Genomic DNA, 16,744 nt, shown 5'->3' on the forward strand with positions numbered 1-16,744 from the left:
CGGGCTCCTTGATTAAAAGCTGATTTTTTTACCAGCATCAAAGACCCAAGTGGCAAGAGCTCCGGCGGCGGCTGCACCGATAATCCAAGCGCATTGCGTAAAGACATCAGCCCACGTTTTGCGTCCCATAAAGCCTTCGACAAAGGTCCAGATCAGGGCGATCGTCGCGACGACAGCGATAATTGAGAGTAGTCCGGTTTTGATGTTTTCCATCATCGATTTCACTTCAGAGGCAAAGCCGCCACCTCCTGCGGCAAAGGCCAGATCTGGGGTGAGATATAGCGCCAGACCCATCGAGAGCACGAGCGCGGTGAGGATTGAATTTTCAAGGGTGTTACGAGATACATATTTTTTAATAGCCATTTGGCAACTCCATAAAAAAACCGCCTAAAGTAGGCGGTGAACAAATAAAACAAATAAAGTTAATTAAGAAATAAAAAAATCAATAATGACATTTATTGAAACTATAGCAATTTATCCCTCTCGTATACTTCTTGCATAGACACGGGCGGGCTCGTTTTTTGATGTAGCCACGAGACAATTAAGTAGTGATATGAGTTTTTGACCTTCCGCTGAGTTTTTAAAAGCTTCATCCGAGAGTTTTTTTACAAAATCACAACTATCGCGAATGCCACACTCAAAGCACAAGTCAATAAACTCATGGTTGGTGCCTGGAATATAGATCATCGTGGCTCTCCTTTAAGAATCTTTCTTTTTTGTTAAAAGTGCAAAAATGCGATCAGGGTCGTTAATTAACTTGTTGAGATAATGCATAATTTCAATGTAGTACATTGAGTTTTTAAAGTCATCGGTTTGGCACAATTGTAAAAATTGCTCCACATTGTCAATATCCGCGGCGATAAAGCGGCCTTGAAGGTCTCTATTTAGAGGCTTATAGTATTCATAATCTTCAGTTTCTTCACTCATGCTAACTCCTTTTGGGGTTGGGTTATTCAAGATCTAAATCTAAATCAGCTTGGCGCTCAAAGCTTTGCGTATGGTCTTTAATTAAATTATTCTCTCTAAATGAGAATACATCACTACCAACAATGAAATGATCCATACATGGACTGGTCTCTTTAAAGTGCTTAACCATCTTTTGAGTGGTGTCAAGATCTTTGTCGCTGGGTAAATTAATTCCACTGGGATGATTGTGAATACATATAAAGGCCTCGGCTTGGCGCTCTTGAACGATGGTCTGCATTTTGTCAAAGGGCATACTTGTCGAGCGAACATCGCCTTTTGCAAGTTGGGTAAAGCTGTTGATTTCCCCGCGCTTGGTTAGGGTAATGATTTCGCTTGTTTCATACGGTTGGGTTTTATAGGCACCCAACAGTATTTTTTCAATCTTAGCACTATCTTTTTCAATGTGAAGTCCCATAATTTTTTGTTCGGCCAGATAGTGTTTAAAGTCATGATACCCGTCTAGGTAATTTAAGTCCCTATTAAATATACTTGTATCAATACCGGATGTGGCTGATAAGTCGACGACAAAATAGTCAAATCGTTGACTGGCTTTGGTCTCGCCATCTATTACTGTGATCTTTTGATCTGTGGGACTGGCTGACTCTATTTCGTGACATATTAAGTTAGTTTTTCTCCTTATTTCCGTAAAAAAGGTTGGAAATTTTTTAATGTTTGGTAGTTTGGTGGCCTTTTCTGGGACGTTTAGCATCACCTTGCTTGCATACGGTGTATTGTTAATTTGCTCAACAACGCGTTTATTAAGCCAAGCATTTTTCAGAATGTCTAATTCAATGTGTTTAATGGGCTGAAACCTTTCATTCATAAGAATAATAGACGGTTTTTCAGATTGATCTAAGCCATTATTTAACAAAAAAGATGATGAGAGTTTTCGACTGTCGAGTTCTTTTTGATTCGTTAGATGGTCATAGTATGATTCAATATTTTTATCATAGTCCCTATATTTAGCCGCGAGCTCATAGTCTTTCGACAGCTTTTGATAGAGCTCTTTATTGCTCGAGCAATTAAACTCTTTTAGAAAAGGATTCATTTTGAATTTCCATAAAAAAACCGCCTAAAGTAGGCGGTTGGCAATAAATAAATGACAATTAGTCGAATGATTTTCTATTCTTAGTCGGTAACGCTTTGCTCCATTTGCCGACGTTTAGCTCTGCGGTCTGCTTTAAGTTTTGCATATTGCTCTGGATTCGTCTCGCTAAATGGTTTAAATCTAAGTCTTTGACCATCACCTGGTATCATCAGAAGGTTTAAGCACTCTTTAAGTTGTATGCCATCTGCTGTTTGACTAAATTCTTTGTCTAACAATAGTTCGATGAGCTCGATACTGGTCTCAATCATATTAGCTGAGCAAAGTTCAACTAGTTTTTTATCAGTACTTGACATCAATTGATTGATTGTAACGATTATTTCTGCATACGCTAGCGTTTTTCTAAACTCATCATCTTGGACTTTTTTGAGTAATTCATCGATATCTTCGATGCGAGCCTCAAAACAAAGATTTTTTAGACGTTGAGTTAACTGATTCAAAAGGGTGCTCATTTTTTGCTCCTATCCTAGATGTTTACTCTATCTCTATGTCACGACTGGGATCTTTAAATAAGGGAAGGTGATCTATTAAATTTTCACGCCTAAAAGATAAGACGTTATCCTTACCTACAATAAAATGTTCAATACACGGTCTGTTTATATCTTTACTCATATTAACTATCTTGGCCGTTATTTTTATATCATCTGGACTGGGTTGAGTCCACCCATCAGGATGATTATGAACTAAAACAAAAGCACTTATATTATCGCGTAGGGCTTTTTTAATAATTAAATTATCATTAGAAGGCGTTTTGATAACATCACCCTTTGTACAGCGTTCTAGATTTTTGACTCTACCCGTTTTGTCTAAAAGCATGACGTTCATTGTCTCAAACGGTTGAGTTTGGTAGGCGTCAACTAGTATTTTTTCAATCTTAGCACTATCTTTTTCAATGTGAAGCCCCACAATTTTTTGTTCGGCCAGATAGTGTTTGAAGTCATGATACCCGTCTAGATAAGGAACTGAAGCCTTAAACACTTCAGGCTCGAGATACTGCTTAGGTAAGGTCATTTCATTAGGCGAGTCGATCATCAACTTGTCGTCAGGTTGAACATAAATGCGGTTTTGTTTATCGCTTGAATATGAACCTAAAAAATTAAAATCTTCGTAAGCGGCGGTAAATTCATCATGAATAGTTGTAAATGTCTCTAAATAAAAACCTTCTGGAATATGTTGCTCGCTAACATGGACGGCGGCTCTATATATGAAGGGCGTATTGGTAATTTTCTCCTTGACCTCATTTGATAACCACCCCTCTTGAGACTTTACTAAATCTATCTTAGCAACTGGTTTATAGAGAGCGTTCATTAATAATAAACAAGGTTGTTTCAGATCCTTAAAATTATGTTTTCTAAGCCAATGCCCTATTTTTAAATCACCATCGAGCTTGTCTTGATTAAGAATCGATTTATAAAAATTTTCGAAACTGTGATCATAATGCTTATACCGTACTAACACGTCTCTATCCTGATTTAGGCGTTTATACAGTTCTTCGTTTGATGAACAATTAAACACCTCCAAAAAAGAAGGATTCATTTTGAATTTCCATAAAAAAACCGCCTAAAGTAGGCGGTTGGTGGTTAATAATCTTATGAGAAAAGCTCCGGGTCAAATACCTCGACCCACTTCTAGGACGGCTTGATCGTAATACTGTCGAATGTAGTTGGAATACCAATCCATCATTTTGATTCGGTCAGGCAAGTATTCGGTGCGATGATAAGCACGGCGCACGGCATTGCGTTCAACGTGTCCCATTTGGCGCTCGATTACATCAAAATTAAAGTCACTTTTTTCATTCAGAATATCCGTCGCTAGCGAACGAAAACCGTGAGGGGTGGCGATGCCTTTATAACCCATTCGAGCCATCAGGTAAGAAAGGGCATTTTCACTCATGATTTTGCGCGTGTCATGATGATTGTGAAATATATATCCGGGTCCTTGAGGACATTCTTTAAACAGCGCGATGACCCAATCGGATAAGGGTACGTGCAGGGAAATTCGCGAAGCTTTAAATTTTTCTTTAGGAATAATCCAAAGCTTGTTTTCAAGATCGATATCTTGCCACTCGAGTCGCCTTAATGAGCCAAGGCGCACGAAGGTGAGCACCGTGATCAGTAAGGCAATTTTTGTATTTCTTAGGGCAGGGGCTTGTATTAAACGCTTAAAAAACTCCGTGAGTTCTTGTTCAGGCAGCGCTAATTGATGCTGTACGGGTGGTACGTGCACGATGCCTTTGAGCGCCAGCACGGGATTGAAGGGCAACGCCCCGACCTGCACGGCGTAGTTCATTATTGCATTAATACGCTGTAAGGTTTTGCGGGTGGTATCGCCCAAGCCTTGGTTGGTCAATTCCATAACTAACTCATTGACGATCGGGGCGTTGACTTCAGTGATCGGCATTGCGCCTAGCTTTGGCATAACCAGGCGATTTAACTGATGCGCGATTTCTTGCGCGTATTCAGGTTTCCAGCGTTTTTTTTGCAACTCATGCCACTCAAGAAAGTATTTTTCAAACGTATCTTTCAAACGCGTTTTTCTGCTGTTTTTGGCTTGTTGCTTTTTGGCGGCTGGATCGATGCCTTCAAAAATATCTTTTTGCGCTTGAATATGAAGGATTCGCGCTTCTCTCAGAGAGACGATTGGAAAGCGGCCAATAGTCAGTAGTTTTTGCTTATCGTCAAAACGATACGAAAAGCGCCAAGAGCCCGTCCCTTGAACACTGATATGCAAATGCAAGCCATTGCCGTCATAGAGTTTTTCGGGTTTGGTTCGCTTTTTGCTCAGCGCGCTTTTAATGCTTTTATCGGTGAGTTTACCCATGATGGTATTTTTAAAAACGTGGTGGTATTTTGATTTCAGGATACCATCAACTAGCTATAAATACCATTGAAGACCATAAAAGTTTATTGATCTTAAAAAAAGTGTTTTTTAGTGGCTAAGTGATTGTTTTTTAATGGTTTTTTGAAGGGATTCGAAGACAATCGAAGAGATTTGAGGAGGATCAAAAAGAAGAAATGGCGGAGCGGACGGGACTCGAACCCGCGACCCCCGGCGTGACAGGCCGGTATTCTAACCAACTGAACTACCGCTCCGCAGCGATAGATTAAATAAGCAACCAAAAAATTTGGCGTCCCCAAGGGGGTTCGAACCCCTGTTGCCGCCGTGAAAGGGCGGAGTCCTAGGCCACTAGACGATGGGGACCTAAGCTTTATAACAACTTATCAAAAATTGTTAAGAACATAATTCTAAACTAGTTTTTTGAAAAGTGCAAGAAGTTTTTTTAAGAATTTAAAATTTGGTGGAGATAAGCGGGATCGAACCGCTGACCTCTTGCATGCCATGCAAGCGCTCTCCCAGCTGAGCTATACCCCCAAAATATTCTTTTGAGAAACTTCTTTTTGCTAGCAAAGCTAGCAAGATGTCTATATTACGCATGTTTTTTAGTGGCGTCAAGTATAGTTTGAGAAAACTATCAGAAAATAGAAGAAAAAAGGCTTTTTTGCCACACATTGAAGATCAGCTCTTAATTTCTGACAGGTTTAGACAGGCTTTGCCCTATGAGGCTTTATGATCCGGGATATGAAAATGGCTATTTGCTCTTAGAAACCAAAACAGAATAACAAATACAGCGCATAACAAGAGGATAGGAATATTGCCAATGCGTGAATACCAAGTATTGCCTGTCATGCCCTGTACTTGAACGTCCAACACACCCGCGCTGGCAGCGGGTAACTGTGCCACGATACGCCCGTTGGCGTTGATATACGCCGTAATGCCAGTATTAGTGGCGCGAAGCATAGGACGTGCAGCCTCGAGCGTACGCATCCGCGATTGCTGTAATTGTTGGTATAAAGCAATGCTATCGCCAAACCAGGCCAAGTTACTCACATTAAACATAATGGTAGCGCCTGGATGATTATTACCACGACTGTAGAGAGCATCGATGAGCTCTTCACCAAAAATATCCTCGTAGCAAATATTCGGTGCCAATACTTGATCGTCAATCATAAAATTATTTTGGTTCATATGGCCACGATTAAAATCGCCAAGAGGAATGTTCATCAACTCTACAAACCAACGAAAACCAAACGGTATAAACTCACCAAACGGCACTAAATGGCGTTTCTCGTAACGATTGAGATTATTACCTTCGTAAATATTGGTTAGGCTTGTGTTGCGATTAATCATCAAAATACTGTTGGTCAGACGGGTGCGACTATTTGCGGAACCTGTCGCCAACGGAGCCCCCAGTAAGTAGGTGGCATTGGTTTCGGCACTGCTTTGCAAAATCGTCTGCCAAACTCGGGGATTAAGTTGATTCTGGAAGACCGGCAGTATAGTTTCCGGAAAGATGACGAGTTTGGGCGGGTTTTGTGGATTAGTTGGCGCCTTGGCTGCTAGATAAAGTTGATCTAAAACGGTCTGAATCCCAGTATCTAAGCGAAACTTCAGGGCTTGATCGACATTACCTTGCACTAAGCGCACTGATAGAGGCTTACCAATGGGACTGGCCCAAGGAATCACTTTTAGGGCCATACAGGCCATTAATACCAAGGCCAAAGTGGCGGGTAAGTGCAAATTTCTTTTTTTGTTGTTGGCCAGAATAAACAGTGCTGTCGTACCGGCACAAAAAACCGCCACAAATGTAATGCTATAGGCACCGCCTATGGGGGCTAAAGCGCTCAAGGGGCTATCGACATAGGCATAGGCGATGCCATTCCATGGAAAGCCAGTAAAGAAGTAGCCACGGGCCAATTCACTCAAGGTCACTAAAGAGGCCCATAATAAGGGTAATAAATAAAAGGCTTGCTGCGGTGAGTGTGTGAGGCTGCGCTTTTTGAGCTTATGAAAAATGGCGGCGGCAGCCGTCAGATAAAGACTTAAATAAAAACCAAAGAGCAATACCACTAGCACCGCCAGGACACTCGGTAGTCCACCATAGGTATGCATACTGGTGTAGAGCCAATACAGACCAATACTAAAACTGGCTGTACCAAATAAAGTCACTTCGAGCAGCAACGCTTTGCCGCGGCGACTGGTAAAGACTAATAAGGTTAAGCCCGAAAACGTCAACCACTGAATGATAGTGGCGACACCATCAGGAATGTACCCTGCAAAGAAACTTAAGGAATGAACAACGCCGAGGGCGATGGGTAATAAGACACTATTAGGATTGAGGAGTTTCTTCATCGTGGCTGCTGCTACTGACTTTTATTCTTCTGACATGAACCCACAGGGCGCGACGCTCTTCGGCACGCAACACATAAAAACGTAAGTCTTCGAATAAATAAGTATCACCACGTCGGGGAATGTGATCGAGTTCGTCAGCCAGCCAGCCGCCCATCGTATCGTGTTCATCGGTAGGGATATGGCTATCGAGGACTTTATTGAATTCTTCTATGGGAGTGCTGGCCATAAAACGCCAAGCATTGTCGGACTCTGGGAAAATCGTTTGCTGCTCGTCCTCGTCGTATTCGTCTTCAATGTGACCGACGACTTGCTCCAGCACATCCTCCATGGTGACTAAACCGGTAAGACTGCCATGCTCATCGATCACCAGTGCTAAGTGATTGCGGGTCTCTCTAAACTCTTTTAGGAGATGATCTAGACTTTTGGATTCTGGTACATAAAGCGGGGGGCGCAACAATTCTCGTAGGGGAGTATGCTCCTCACCGAGATAACGCAATAAGTCTTTAGCTAACAGCACACCAATGATATTGTCACGCTCGTCATCAAATACCGGAAAACGCGAATGTGCAGCGTCGATCACAAACGAAATAATTTCTTGGATGGGTTGATTAATATCGATCAGATCCATCTTGGAGCGTGGAATGAGAATATCATCGGCTCTTTTTTCGGTGAGCGACAAGGCGCCAAGGATCATAGAGTAGGAATCATCGTCGAGGATTTTTTTGTCGTGGGCGGCATTAAGCACATCGTTGATGTCTTGACGATCCTCTGGATCATTACGATTCATGCCACTAAGGCGACGAAAAATACCGGTTAAACCTGAAAATTTCTTGTCCTTGTCACTTTCGGACTCATGATGGCTGTCTGTAGACATTGCTAATGAAAAGAGTTTAAAAGTAAAGAATACTCTAAATTGCTACTTTTAGCATGAAAACCGCTTAGAAACTTAAAGATAAGGATTCTCAATCTTATAGGCGTGCAAGATTGAGATTTCCAATTCTTCCATCACTTCAGCATCTTCGCGATCTTCGTGATCAAAGCCCATAGCATGCAAAATCCCATGTACTAAAAGATGGCAAGCGTGATGTTTGACTGTTTTGTGTTGTTCTATGGCTTGCTGCTTTAATACCGGCCAACAGAGCACCAAATCTGCTCTGAGCGTATGCATCTCATCGATACCATATTCGAATGTTAGGATATTGGTGGCGTAGTCTTTGTGACGATAGGTATGGTTGTAATAGCGACCTAATTCAGAAGCCACAATATTGAGACTGATTTCGGCCGTACTGAAATCCTGTTCATAGTATTGCATGGCTAACTGTATGGTTTTGAGCGCCCAAGCACGCCATTGTTGGCGACTTATATGATCCTCTGCCGTGATATTAAGATGCTCATCTTCTTGGATGACATTAAAACGCAAGTCCGAGGAGCTAAATGTTGGGGCAGGGGTTTGAGAGGGCGTCATGACTAGAGATTCCTAAAATTTATACTAGGAAAACGATTCTGAATCAGCTTTTGTTTGGGTTCTTTTTGGTGGGATTCAGCCTTGTCGTAAGCATCAATAATCCGTGAAACCAAAGGATGGCGCACGACATCGCGGCTAGAAAACTCAGTAATGGCGACCCCTTCGACTTTTTTCAGAATCGAAAGCGCGTGTTTAAGACCGCTATGCTGTCCTTTAGGTAAATCAATTTGTGAGGGATCCCCGGTAATCACAGCTTTGCTATTAAAGCCCAAACGCGTCAGAAACATTTTCATTTGTTCTTTGCTGGTGTTTTGGGCTTCATCTAGAATCACAAACGCGTTGTTAAGGGTGCGGCCACGCATGTAGGCGAGCGGGGCAATCTCTATAACTTGACGCTCAAATAATTTTTGGACTTTTTCGTAGCCCATTAAATCGTAGAGTGCATCGTAGAGAGGGCGTAAATAGGGATCGACTTTTTGCGCTAAATCGCCTGGCAAAAAACCTAGACGCTCACCGGCTTCAACTGCCGGACGCGTTAGCACCAAACGCTGGACATTGTCGCGTTCTAGAGCATCGACGGCACAAGCGACAGCCAGCCAAGTTTTACCGGTGCCAGCCGGGCCGGCCCCAAACGTCACATCATGGGTTTGAATTTGACAAATATATTGGCGCTGGCTCGGTGTGCGCGGACGCAGATCCGGGCGTCGAGTTCGCAAGGCAATCTCGTGTACCTGCTCGCCAATTTTTGGGATTTCAGCAATCACTTGGCTCTCGACGGCCTCATCCGTGGGTTCGCCCATCTTAGGCTCACTCGCCGCAGCATTAGGGTCGGCTAAGCCCGTGCTACTGAGTTCAATCAGGCCGAGTTGAATGTCTTCCGGACCTAGCACTTTGTGTAGAGCGCGACGATGAAAGATCTCAATCATGTCGCGCACATTTTGGGCATTTTCGCTCTCTATGGTGAAGCGGTTGCCATGGCGACCGATGACGCTATTGGTGCGGTCTGCAATAATCTGCAGATTCTCATCTAGTGGACCACAAAGATTGGCAAGTTGCATATTGTCGCCGTCTAGATGTAAGACCAATGGGCGTAATCGTTTAGCCATTCGCTACCTTTTCTGTCGTTACAATGTCACCACGCAAAGAGTTAGTGTATACATGGGTGATACGAACATCAATGATCTGCCCCATGAGGCGATCGGATCCTGCAAAATTAACAATGCGGTTATTTTCAGTGCGTCCAGTCATCTCGGATTTATCACGACGAGAATGGCCGTCAACTAAGACTTTTTGGACTGTGCCAAGCATGGCATCACTAATTGTACGTGCTTGTTTGTTAATGAGGGCTTGCAATTCTTGTAAGCGTTTGAGCTTGACGCTGTAAGGCGTATTATCTTGCAAGTCAGCGGCGGGTGTGCCCGGGCGTCTTGAATAAATAAAAGAAAACGACATATCGAAGTTAATGTCTTCAATCAGTTTCAGCGTCTTGGCGTGGTCTTCATCAGTTTCGCCCGGAAAACCGACAATAAAGTCAGAAGATAGGGTTAAACCAGGACGCGCTTTATAGAGTTTACGCGCGATGGATTTAAATTCCAAGGTCGTATATCCACGCTTCATGGCCGCTAATACTCTATCTGAACCTGTTTGAATAGGTAAATGCAAGAATGGCACTAATTTGTCGAGTTTACCATGTGCTTCAATCAGACGCGTGGTCATTTCTTTAGGATGCGAGGTGGTATAGCGGATTCGCTCAATGCCAGGAATATCGTTAATGTATTCGAGAAGCATTGCAAAATCTGCTAATTCACCCGTATCGCCTAAGGCACCCCGGTAGGCATTGACGTTTTGGCCCAAGAGATTGACTTCTTTGACGCCTTGGTCAGCAAGGTCTGCAACTTCTAGGAGCACATCGTCAAAGGGCCGAGAAATCTCTTCACCGCGTGTATAAGGCACGACGCAATAGCTGCAATATTTACTGCAGCCTTCCATAATGGACACAAAGGCAGAAGGGCCTTTGACACTGGCAGGCGGTAGGGCATCGAATTTTTCGATTTCTGGAAAGCTAATATCGACTTGTGAAACGCCTGTTTGGCGGCGTTGATTGAGTAGCTCTGGTAGGCGATGTAAGGTTTGTGGACCAAAGACCACGTCCACATAGGGTGCGCGTCGAATAATGGTAGAGCCTTCTTGGCTGGCCACGCAGCCGCCTACTCCAATCAGGAGATTTGGGTTTTTCTTTTTGAGCAAATTAGCGCGACCCAGATCAGAAAAGACCTTTTCTTGGGCTTTTTCGCGGATAGAACAGGTATTAAAGAGGATGACATCCGCGTCTTCTGGATTATCGGTCAGTTGCATCCCTTGGTTAGCTTTGAGTACATCGGCCATTTTGTCGGAGTCGTACTCATTCATTTGACAGCCAAAGGTTTTGATATAGAGCTTTTTGGGACCTTTAGGATTTTGGTTAGGCTGATTTTTGATTTTTTGTAAAGAGGCCTGAATAGTGCTCTCTAGATCGTGATCAACAGAGGTGTTGGCTTTGGCGCCAGGGCGCTGAATAGAAATTTCTTGCATAAATAAGAGACCGTAGCGGGTTTATATCCCGAGGGTGATAGAAAAGAAAAGGAGTATTGTACTCTGATTTAAGTACGAGACGTTCTATTGTAACAACTAGGCACTGGGCTTGCTTTGTTTTAGAGCATTTTCTTTATATAAATCAAGTGATTAAGCGCCATATTCCTAGCCAACCACAGAGGTTTCTTAGCGCTTCAAGACTCGCCTTAATTAAATTTTGCGTGATTAACTAAACGCTTAGTGGCAGTTGTAAAGAAACAACTAAATTCTTGGACAAGGTGGTTTGCAAAAATAGGATTTGTACGATTGCTCAAATTAAGAAGATTGACATACCTTAAATTCCAGACTGATGGTTGCTAATCTATTGGCTTCAATAATGATGATTAGACGATGAAATCTCTACACTATGCTTTAGAGGCGCTTTGTTGTGCCATCTGCCGGCGCTGAGCTCTGCGTTCTGCTTTCAATTTCGCATGTTGCTCTGGATGCGTCTCGCTAAATGGTTTAAATCTAAGCCTTTGACCATCACCTGGTATCATCAACAGGTTTAAGCACTCTTTAAGTTGTATGCCGTCTGCCGTTTGACTAAATTCCTTGTCTAGCAATAGATTGATGAGCTCGATACTAGTCTCAATCATATTAGCTGAGCAAAGTTCACCTAATTTTTCATCAGTTCTTGACATCAATTGATTTATTGTAACGATGATTTCTGCATACGCTAGTGTTTTTCTAAACGCATCTTCTTGGACTTTTTTCAGTAATTCATCGATATCCTCGATGTAAGCCTCAAAACAAATATTTTTTAGACGTTGAGTTAACTGATGACGGGTGGTATTCATTTTTGGATCTTTAACTAGACGGTTTATTCTATTTCTCTCACGACTCTTTGCTTTAAAAAGGTGCGATTACTTAATTTTCACGTTTGGGTATCCTGATTGCTAGAAACCCCATCAGTAGCCCCTCCGGTTATTCTTAAAAAAGCGCTTACTAATACTGTACGAGAGACATCCACCATGTTTCAGGAACTGTACTGGATTAAAAAGCATAAAAGGCAAGGCGTGAGTTTGCAGCGCGTTATTAAACAATTATGCGGGTAGATTGATCTCAGGATACCATCAATTAGCTATAAATACCATTGAGGATCAACAAAGCTGATGGATCTCAGAAAAAAGGCGCCGTTATACGGTCTATACGGTAAGTGCTTGTTTAGTAAGTGTTTGTTTATTATAGATTTTGAAAAGGATTTTGAAGAAATTCAGAGTCAATCAGAGGGGATTTATGAAGATCTAACGGGATCAATGAGGGCAGTGGTGCCCGGGGCCGGAATCGAACCGGCACGCCTTGCGGCGGGGGATTTTGAGTCCCCTGCGTCTACCAATTTCACCACCCGGGCTCTGGGAAATGAAAGATTACCATTATATACTAGAAATCTTATTTTATCTAGAATTTTTTGAAAATTTTCTATTTAAAGAAAAGCGCTCAAGCACTAAAACAGACCGCTAGGGCTGTGCTTAGACGGCGGGTCCGAAAGTATTTAATCTAGGGTTAAGCATGGGTTTTTTATGACAACTGCTTACAATAAGCAGCGCAATTGTAAATAAGAATTATAATCAATAAGAAATTTTATTCGACTTGAGGTTGTCATGGATATCGAAGATTTACAAATAAAATCTGAAGTTTTACTCAGTAAAGAGCCAAAATTAAGAGTCCTTAATGTGGCTGACAAATTAGGGGTCAAAGAGCGTGATTTAGTGCAAGCGGATTGCTGCGGTATTGAATCCACTTATTTAGGGGATGATTTTCGTGCGGTGTATAGACGCTTACCTGAATTAGGCAAGATCCTTTCCCTGACGCGTAATCCTTGGTGCGTGCATGAGCGCAAAGGCGCCTATGAAACCCTGAAAGTAGGTAAGGCAGGACCAGTGGCCATTGCGCTAGGCAAAGACATCGATTTACGGATTTTCTTTAAAAACTGGTCAACAGTTTGGTATGTCGAACAAAATGGGCGTCGTAGCATCCAGTTTTTTGATAAGGCAGGCGTCGCGATCCAAAAAATCTATGCGCTTGAAGAAAGCAATACAGAGGCGCTGCAGGCGATTGTTGACGAATTCAAACAAGATAAAAGCCAAGTTCCAGCACTAGAGCCAATCGCTAAGGAAGTACATGATTCTGATCTTCCTGCGCAATTGCGCGAGGAATGGCTGGCCATGAAAGATACCCATGACTTTGGCCCATTACTCAAAAAATGGAATGTGCCGCGCCTGAGCATATACGAAGCCGCAGGCAGCGATTTGGCGCAGCAAATTAGTGTCGACAATATTGAACAAATGTTGAATCAAGTCGTGCAACAGCAAATTCCTTTAATGGTGTTTGTGGGCAATAGTGGTCTGGTGCAGATTCATAGTGGTGTGATTCATAAACTGATGCGCACCGGCTCTTGGTTTAATATTCTCGATCCAGACTTTAATTTACACCTGAATACAGAGGCTATTAGCCAAGTATGGGTAGTCAATAAACCCACCGAGGATGGTTGGGTGACCTCCATGGAAGCCTATGCCAAAAATGGTGAACTGATTGCGCAATTCTTTGGTGTGCGTAAACCAGGCGTGCCAGAGCTTAGCGCATGGCGTAACTTGTTATGTTCGTATGTCAAAGAGCCTTTAGCGGCTTAGGTCTGCTTGCATTCAGTTGCATGTGTACAGGCGCTTAAGCGAATGCGGCTAGCATGAGTAACGTTCGCGCCTGTGCTTTAGTTTTAAAAGAGCAAATGTCTATCATGTACAAAATCTTTATGCGCTTAGGCGCTGCGGTCTTTTTATCTATTTTATCCTTGTCAGTACTGGCTCAAGAGCGAGTGATTTCGCTGGGAGGGGGGGTGACAGAATTGGTGTACGCTTTGGGTCAAGAAGGGCTGTTGGTCGGTGATGATATTACTAGTCTATACCCCGAGGCTGCCCAAAAATTACCCTCAGTCGGTTACTTTAGACAGACGCCAGTAGAGGGTGTGATTGCGCTTAAGCCCAGCTTACTATTGGCTTCTGAACAAGCAGGCCCAAAGGACTCTCTCAAAAAAATTGCTGAGCTTGGCGTAGAGGTTCAAACCGTCTCCGATCGACCGGAAATTGACTCTTTGTATCAACGTATTCAACAAATCGCTGAGGTGCTGAATGTCAGTGACAAAGGCCAAGCCTTGATGAGTGATATTAAGCAACAATTAGCTCAGGTAGAGCAATTACCTGCTAAGACCTATAAAACCGCATTTATTTTGAATTTTGGTGCAGGCCTCATGGCAGGCGGGCAACATACGGCGGCCAATACCTTGATGCAAATGGCTGGTCTCAAAAATATTTATAGCGCCCAAAAAGGCTTTAAACCGATTTCCGCTGAAAGTATGTTGCAACTTGATCCAGAGGTGATTGTGACAACTGAGATGACCATTAAGAATTCAGGTGGTCTTGAAAAATTTAAAGCGCTCCCGGCTTTTGCTTCCACAAAAGCTGTCAAAGAAAACCGTGTAATTGTCATGGAGGAGCTATTGGCCTTAGGGATCGGTCCACGGGTCGCTCAAGCGCTCAAAATTCTTAAACAAATTCCATAGGGTCGCTGGTGGTGTCACGCACTTTTTGGCCCAAAATTGCTTTGCTGATTTTGGGTATTTTGACTTTATTAAGCATGGTGTTGGCAAGCAAAATGGGAGCGGTGCCTATTACCTGGAGTGAATGGTGGCAAGTCGTTAGCCATACCAAGGCTCCCCCCGAGCAAGCTATTATGCATTCCTTAATGTGGAACATTCGTATTCCCAGAGTTGTCTTGGCGGTATTAGCAGGCGCGGTGTTGGCCACAACAGGCGCCGCCATGCAAGCGCTTTTTCGTAATCCGCTCGCTGAGCCTGGTTTAATCGGTGTATCGGCAGGCGCCTCTTTGGGCGCGATCTTGAGTATTGTCTTGATTAGCGCGGCTTTTGTTTGGGTCGCTAGTTTGGCTTTTGTAGGTAGTTTAATTAGCACCTTGCTCGCTTATTTGATTGGACGTCGCTATGGTGGTGTTGCCGGCTTATTATTAGCAGGCGTGGCCATTAATGCCCTTGTGGGGAGTGCGATTGGTCTACTCACTTATATGGCGAGCGATACACAGCTGCGAGACCTGACTTTCTGGAGTATGGGGAGTTTGGCAATTGCGAATTGGCAAATCATTGGTTTTATTGTGCCTTGGTCATTGTTGTTACTGGTGATTTTATGTACGCAATGGCGTGCCCTCAATGTTTTACTCCTAGGGGAGCGAGAGGTAGAACACCTAGGGTTTTCTATCAAAACCATCCGTCGCACCTTGGTGACCCTGGTGGCCTTATTGGTGGGCCCTTTAGTGGCGGTTACTGGGGGTATCGGCTTTGTCGGTTTGATTGTGCCGCATATCATGCGTTTGACCTTAAGCGCTAACCATAAGTTTTTATTACCGGCTTCTATTTTGGGGGGCGCCTTGTTGATGATCTGGGCTGATTGTATTGCCCGCTCCATTATTAGCCCCGCTGAATTGCCAATTGGTTTAGTGACGAGTCTGATTGGTGGTCCCTTCTTCCTTTGGCTTTTACTTAATATGAAACAAAGATAAACAATGGGTTCTTTACAGGTTTACGAACTGCATGTTGCCCGTGGGCGCAACCAACACATTCTCAACGGTATTAGTCTCACTATTCAAGAAGGGGAAGTGGTAGCCTTATTAGGAGCCAATGGCGCGGGCAAATCAACCCTGCTAAACGCCATTGCTGGTGAGCGGGAGCATATGCATGTGCAAGAAGCACAGCCCGTACAGCTCAACCAACAAGCGGTCAGCAGTATGGACGGCCGTGAGATTGCACGCCGACGGGCGGTACTGCCTCAGCATACCTTATTAAGCTTTGACCTTAAGGTCTACGACATCATAGAGATGGGCTTGTATCCTTTTCCTGAATTAACACCACAGCAAGTTCAGGCCGTCATTGAGCAGGCTTGCCAGTGGGCTGACGTGAATGAGTTTTTAGAGCGCTCGTATCAGCGTTTGTCAGGGGGTGAAAAACAGCGTGTACAATTTGCCCGTGTGGTCGCGCAATTATTAGGCTGTCGTGCAGAAGATCCACAAACACGTTTTTTCTTATTAGATGAACCGACCTCGAGTCTGGATCCCAAATACCAGCAGTTTATTTTGGAACGCACCGAACAACTCGCTAAACAGCAGCGCATAGGGGTGCTGATTATTTTGCATGATCTTAATTTGGCAGCGGCTTACTGTGACCGTTTAGCACTTATGGCCGATGGCCAATTACTTGCATTAGGTCAGCCCAAAGAAGTCCTCACTGAAGCCAATTTACATCGGCTCTATGGTGTGCGAGCCATCACCATTGACCATCCGCTCAAAAAGGACAAACTGCTGGTGGTCTGGGCTTGAAAAAGCAGTAAGCGAACCCATTATCA

16 protein-coding genes and 4 tRNA genes are annotated in these 16,744 nt (G+C 43.5%); 4 read left to right on the forward strand and 16 right to left on the reverse strand.

Annotation, left to right across the window (positions count from 1 at the left end; translation table 11 throughout):
* Positions 1-12 precede the first annotated feature (12 nt).
* From Q335_RS0104755 to Q335_RS0104835, 16 genes are all read right to left on the reverse strand, one after another.
* Positions 13-363 carry a TrbC/VirB2 family protein gene (locus Q335_RS0104755; protein ID WP_028357653.1) on the reverse strand — a complete coding sequence of 117 codons (351 nt, stop codon included), beginning with the start codon at positions 361-363 and terminating at the stop codon, positions 13-15.
* 336 nt (positions 364-699) lie between these two features.
* Positions 700-927 carry a hypothetical protein gene (locus Q335_RS0104765; protein ID WP_028357655.1) on the reverse strand — a complete coding sequence of 76 codons (228 nt, stop codon included), beginning with the start codon at positions 925-927 and terminating at the stop codon, positions 700-702.
* 22 nt (positions 928-949) lie between these two features.
* The gene (locus Q335_RS0104770) at positions 950-2,014 is read right to left on the reverse strand and encodes a JAB domain-containing protein (protein WP_028357656.1); all 1,065 of its coding nucleotides are present in this window, start codon (positions 2,012-2,014) and stop codon (positions 950-952) included.
* Between the two features lie 80 nt (positions 2,015-2,094).
* Positions 2,095-2,523, reverse strand: a complete 429-nt coding sequence (locus Q335_RS0104775) for a hypothetical protein (protein ID WP_028357657.1) — start codon at positions 2,521-2,523, stop codon at positions 2,095-2,097.
* Positions 2,524-2,545: 22 nt separating this feature from the next.
* Positions 2,546-3,607, reverse strand: coding sequence for a JAB domain-containing protein (locus Q335_RS10015; protein WP_028357658.1), 1,062 nt, complete (start codon positions 3,605-3,607; stop codon positions 2,546-2,548).
* 72 nt (positions 3,608-3,679) lie between these two features.
* Positions 3,680-4,891 (reverse strand): tyrosine-type recombinase/integrase, encoded by a 1,212-nt coding sequence (locus tag Q335_RS0104785; RefSeq protein ID WP_038369401.1) that lies wholly within the window; start codon positions 4,889-4,891, stop codon positions 3,680-3,682.
* 195 nt (positions 4,892-5,086) lie between these two features.
* Positions 5,087-5,163, reverse strand: a tRNA-Asp gene (locus Q335_RS0104790).
* A 33-nt stretch (positions 5,164-5,196) separates the two neighbouring features.
* Positions 5,197-5,272: transfer RNA gene (locus Q335_RS0104795), tRNA-Glu, on the reverse strand.
* A 95-nt stretch (positions 5,273-5,367) separates the two neighbouring features.
* Positions 5,368-5,443, reverse strand: a tRNA-Ala gene (locus Q335_RS0104800).
* Positions 5,444-5,626: 183 nt separating this feature from the next.
* A complete protein-coding gene (gene lnt, locus Q335_RS0104805; RefSeq protein ID WP_028357660.1) occupies positions 5,627-7,261 on the reverse strand; it encodes an apolipoprotein N-acyltransferase in 1,635 nt (544 codons plus the stop codon).
* Complete coding sequence (locus Q335_RS0104810) at positions 7,239-8,135, reverse strand: CorC family transporter (RefSeq protein WP_028357661.1); 897 nt, start codon at positions 8,133-8,135, stop codon at positions 7,239-7,241. Before Q335_RS0104810 ends, lnt begins: the two co-directional genes overlap by 23 nt.
* Positions 8,136-8,207: 72 nt before the next feature.
* Entirely contained in the window at positions 8,208-8,726 is a 519-nt protein-coding gene (ybeY, locus tag Q335_RS0104815) for an rRNA maturation RNase YbeY (RefSeq protein ID WP_051532303.1), read from the reverse strand.
* A 2-nt stretch (positions 8,727-8,728) separates the two neighbouring features.
* Positions 8,729-9,832: a PhoH family protein gene (locus tag Q335_RS09320; protein ID WP_051532304.1), complete on the reverse strand. Its 1,104-nt coding sequence runs from the start codon at positions 9,830-9,832 to the stop codon at positions 8,729-8,731.
* Complete coding sequence (gene miaB / locus Q335_RS0104825; protein ID WP_028357663.1) at positions 9,825-11,297, reverse strand: tRNA (N6-isopentenyl adenosine(37)-C2)-methylthiotransferase MiaB; 1,473 nt, start codon at positions 11,295-11,297, stop codon at positions 9,825-9,827. The genes Q335_RS09320 and miaB overlap by 8 nt, the downstream gene beginning before the upstream one ends.
* 404 nt (positions 11,298-11,701) lie before the next feature.
* Positions 11,702-12,136: a hypothetical protein gene (locus Q335_RS0104830; RefSeq protein ID WP_028357664.1), complete on the reverse strand. Its 435-nt coding sequence runs from the start codon at positions 12,134-12,136 to the stop codon at positions 11,702-11,704.
* A 469-nt stretch (positions 12,137-12,605) separates the two neighbouring features.
* Positions 12,606-12,690, reverse strand: a tRNA-Leu gene (locus tag Q335_RS0104835).
* Positions 12,691-12,940: 250 nt separating this feature from the next.
* Between Q335_RS0104835 and Q335_RS0104840 the strand changes: the two genes are divergently transcribed.
* From Q335_RS0104840 to Q335_RS0104855, 4 genes are read left to right on the forward strand one after another with little or no spacing between them, the layout of a single operon-like run.
* The gene (locus tag Q335_RS0104840; protein WP_038369404.1) at positions 12,941-13,969 is read left to right on the forward strand and encodes a hemin-degrading factor; all 1,029 of its coding nucleotides are present in this window, start codon (positions 12,941-12,943) and stop codon (positions 13,967-13,969) included.
* Positions 13,970-14,022: 53 nt separating this feature from the next.
* Entirely contained in the window at positions 14,023-14,895 is an 873-nt protein-coding gene (locus tag Q335_RS0104845) for a heme/hemin ABC transporter substrate-binding protein (RefSeq protein WP_245588282.1), read from the forward strand.
* 35 nt (positions 14,896-14,930) lie between these two features.
* Positions 14,931-15,905 (forward strand): FecCD family ABC transporter permease, encoded by a 975-nt coding sequence (locus Q335_RS0104850; RefSeq protein ID WP_425393514.1) that lies wholly within the window; start codon positions 14,931-14,933, stop codon positions 15,903-15,905.
* A gap of 3 nt (positions 15,906-15,908) precedes the next feature.
* Positions 15,909-16,718: a heme ABC transporter ATP-binding protein gene (locus Q335_RS0104855; RefSeq protein WP_028357668.1), complete on the forward strand. Its 810-nt coding sequence runs from the start codon at positions 15,909-15,911 to the stop codon at positions 16,716-16,718.
* Positions 16,719-16,744 lie beyond the last annotated feature (26 nt).

It is taken from the genome of Brackiella oedipodis DSM 13743, assembly GCF_000621025.1.
GTDB lineage: Bacteria > Pseudomonadota > Gammaproteobacteria > Burkholderiales > Burkholderiaceae_B > Oligella > Oligella oedipodis.

Excerpts from the sequence above, each read along its gene's own strand:
- Q335_RS0104755 (WP_028357653.1), bottom strand. The coding sequence starts at position 363 with ATGGCTATTAAAAAATATGTATCTCGTAACACCCTTGAAAATTCAATC.
- Q335_RS0104765 (WP_028357655.1), bottom strand. The coding sequence starts at position 927 with ATGAGTGAAGAAACTGAAGATTATGAATACTATAAGCCTCTAAATAGA.
- Q335_RS0104770 (WP_028357656.1), bottom strand. The coding sequence starts at position 2,014 with ATGAATCCTTTTCTAAAAGAGTTTAATTGCTCGAGCAATAAAGAGCTC.
- Q335_RS0104775 (WP_028357657.1), bottom strand. The coding sequence starts at position 2,523 with ATGAGCACCCTTTTGAATCAGTTAACTCAACGTCTAAAAAATCTTTGT.
- Q335_RS10015 (WP_028357658.1), bottom strand. The coding sequence starts at position 3,607 with ATGAATCCTTCTTTTTTGGAGGTGTTTAATTGTTCATCAAACGAAGAA.
- Q335_RS0104785 (WP_038369401.1), bottom strand. The coding sequence starts at position 4,891 with ATGGGTAAACTCACCGATAAAAGCATTAAAAGCGCGCTGAGCAAAAAG.
- lnt (WP_028357660.1), bottom strand. The coding sequence starts at position 7,261 with ATGAAGAAACTCCTCAATCCTAATAGTGTCTTATTACCCATCGCCCTC.
- Q335_RS0104810 (WP_028357661.1), bottom strand. The coding sequence starts at position 8,135 with ATGTCTACAGACAGCCATCATGAGTCCGAAAGTGACAAGGACAAGAAA.
- ybeY (WP_051532303.1), bottom strand. The coding sequence starts at position 8,726 with ATGACGCCCTCTCAAACCCCTGCCCCAACATTTAGCTCCTCGGACTTG.
- Q335_RS09320 (WP_051532304.1), bottom strand. The coding sequence starts at position 9,832 with ATGGCTAAACGATTACGCCCATTGGTCTTACATCTAGACGGCGACAAT.
- miaB (WP_028357663.1), bottom strand. The coding sequence starts at position 11,297 with ATGCAAGAAATTTCTATTCAGCGCCCTGGCGCCAAAGCCAACACCTCT.
- Q335_RS0104830 (WP_028357664.1), bottom strand. The coding sequence starts at position 12,136 with ATGAATACCACCCGTCATCAGTTAACTCAACGTCTAAAAAATATTTGT.
- Q335_RS0104840 (WP_038369404.1), top strand. The coding sequence starts at position 12,941 with ATGGATATCGAAGATTTACAAATAAAATCTGAAGTTTTACTCAGTAAA.
- Q335_RS0104845 (WP_245588282.1), top strand. The coding sequence starts at position 14,023 with ATGAGTAACGTTCGCGCCTGTGCTTTAGTTTTAAAAGAGCAAATGTCT.
- Q335_RS0104855 (WP_028357668.1), top strand. The coding sequence starts at position 15,909 with ATGGGTTCTTTACAGGTTTACGAACTGCATGTTGCCCGTGGGCGCAAC.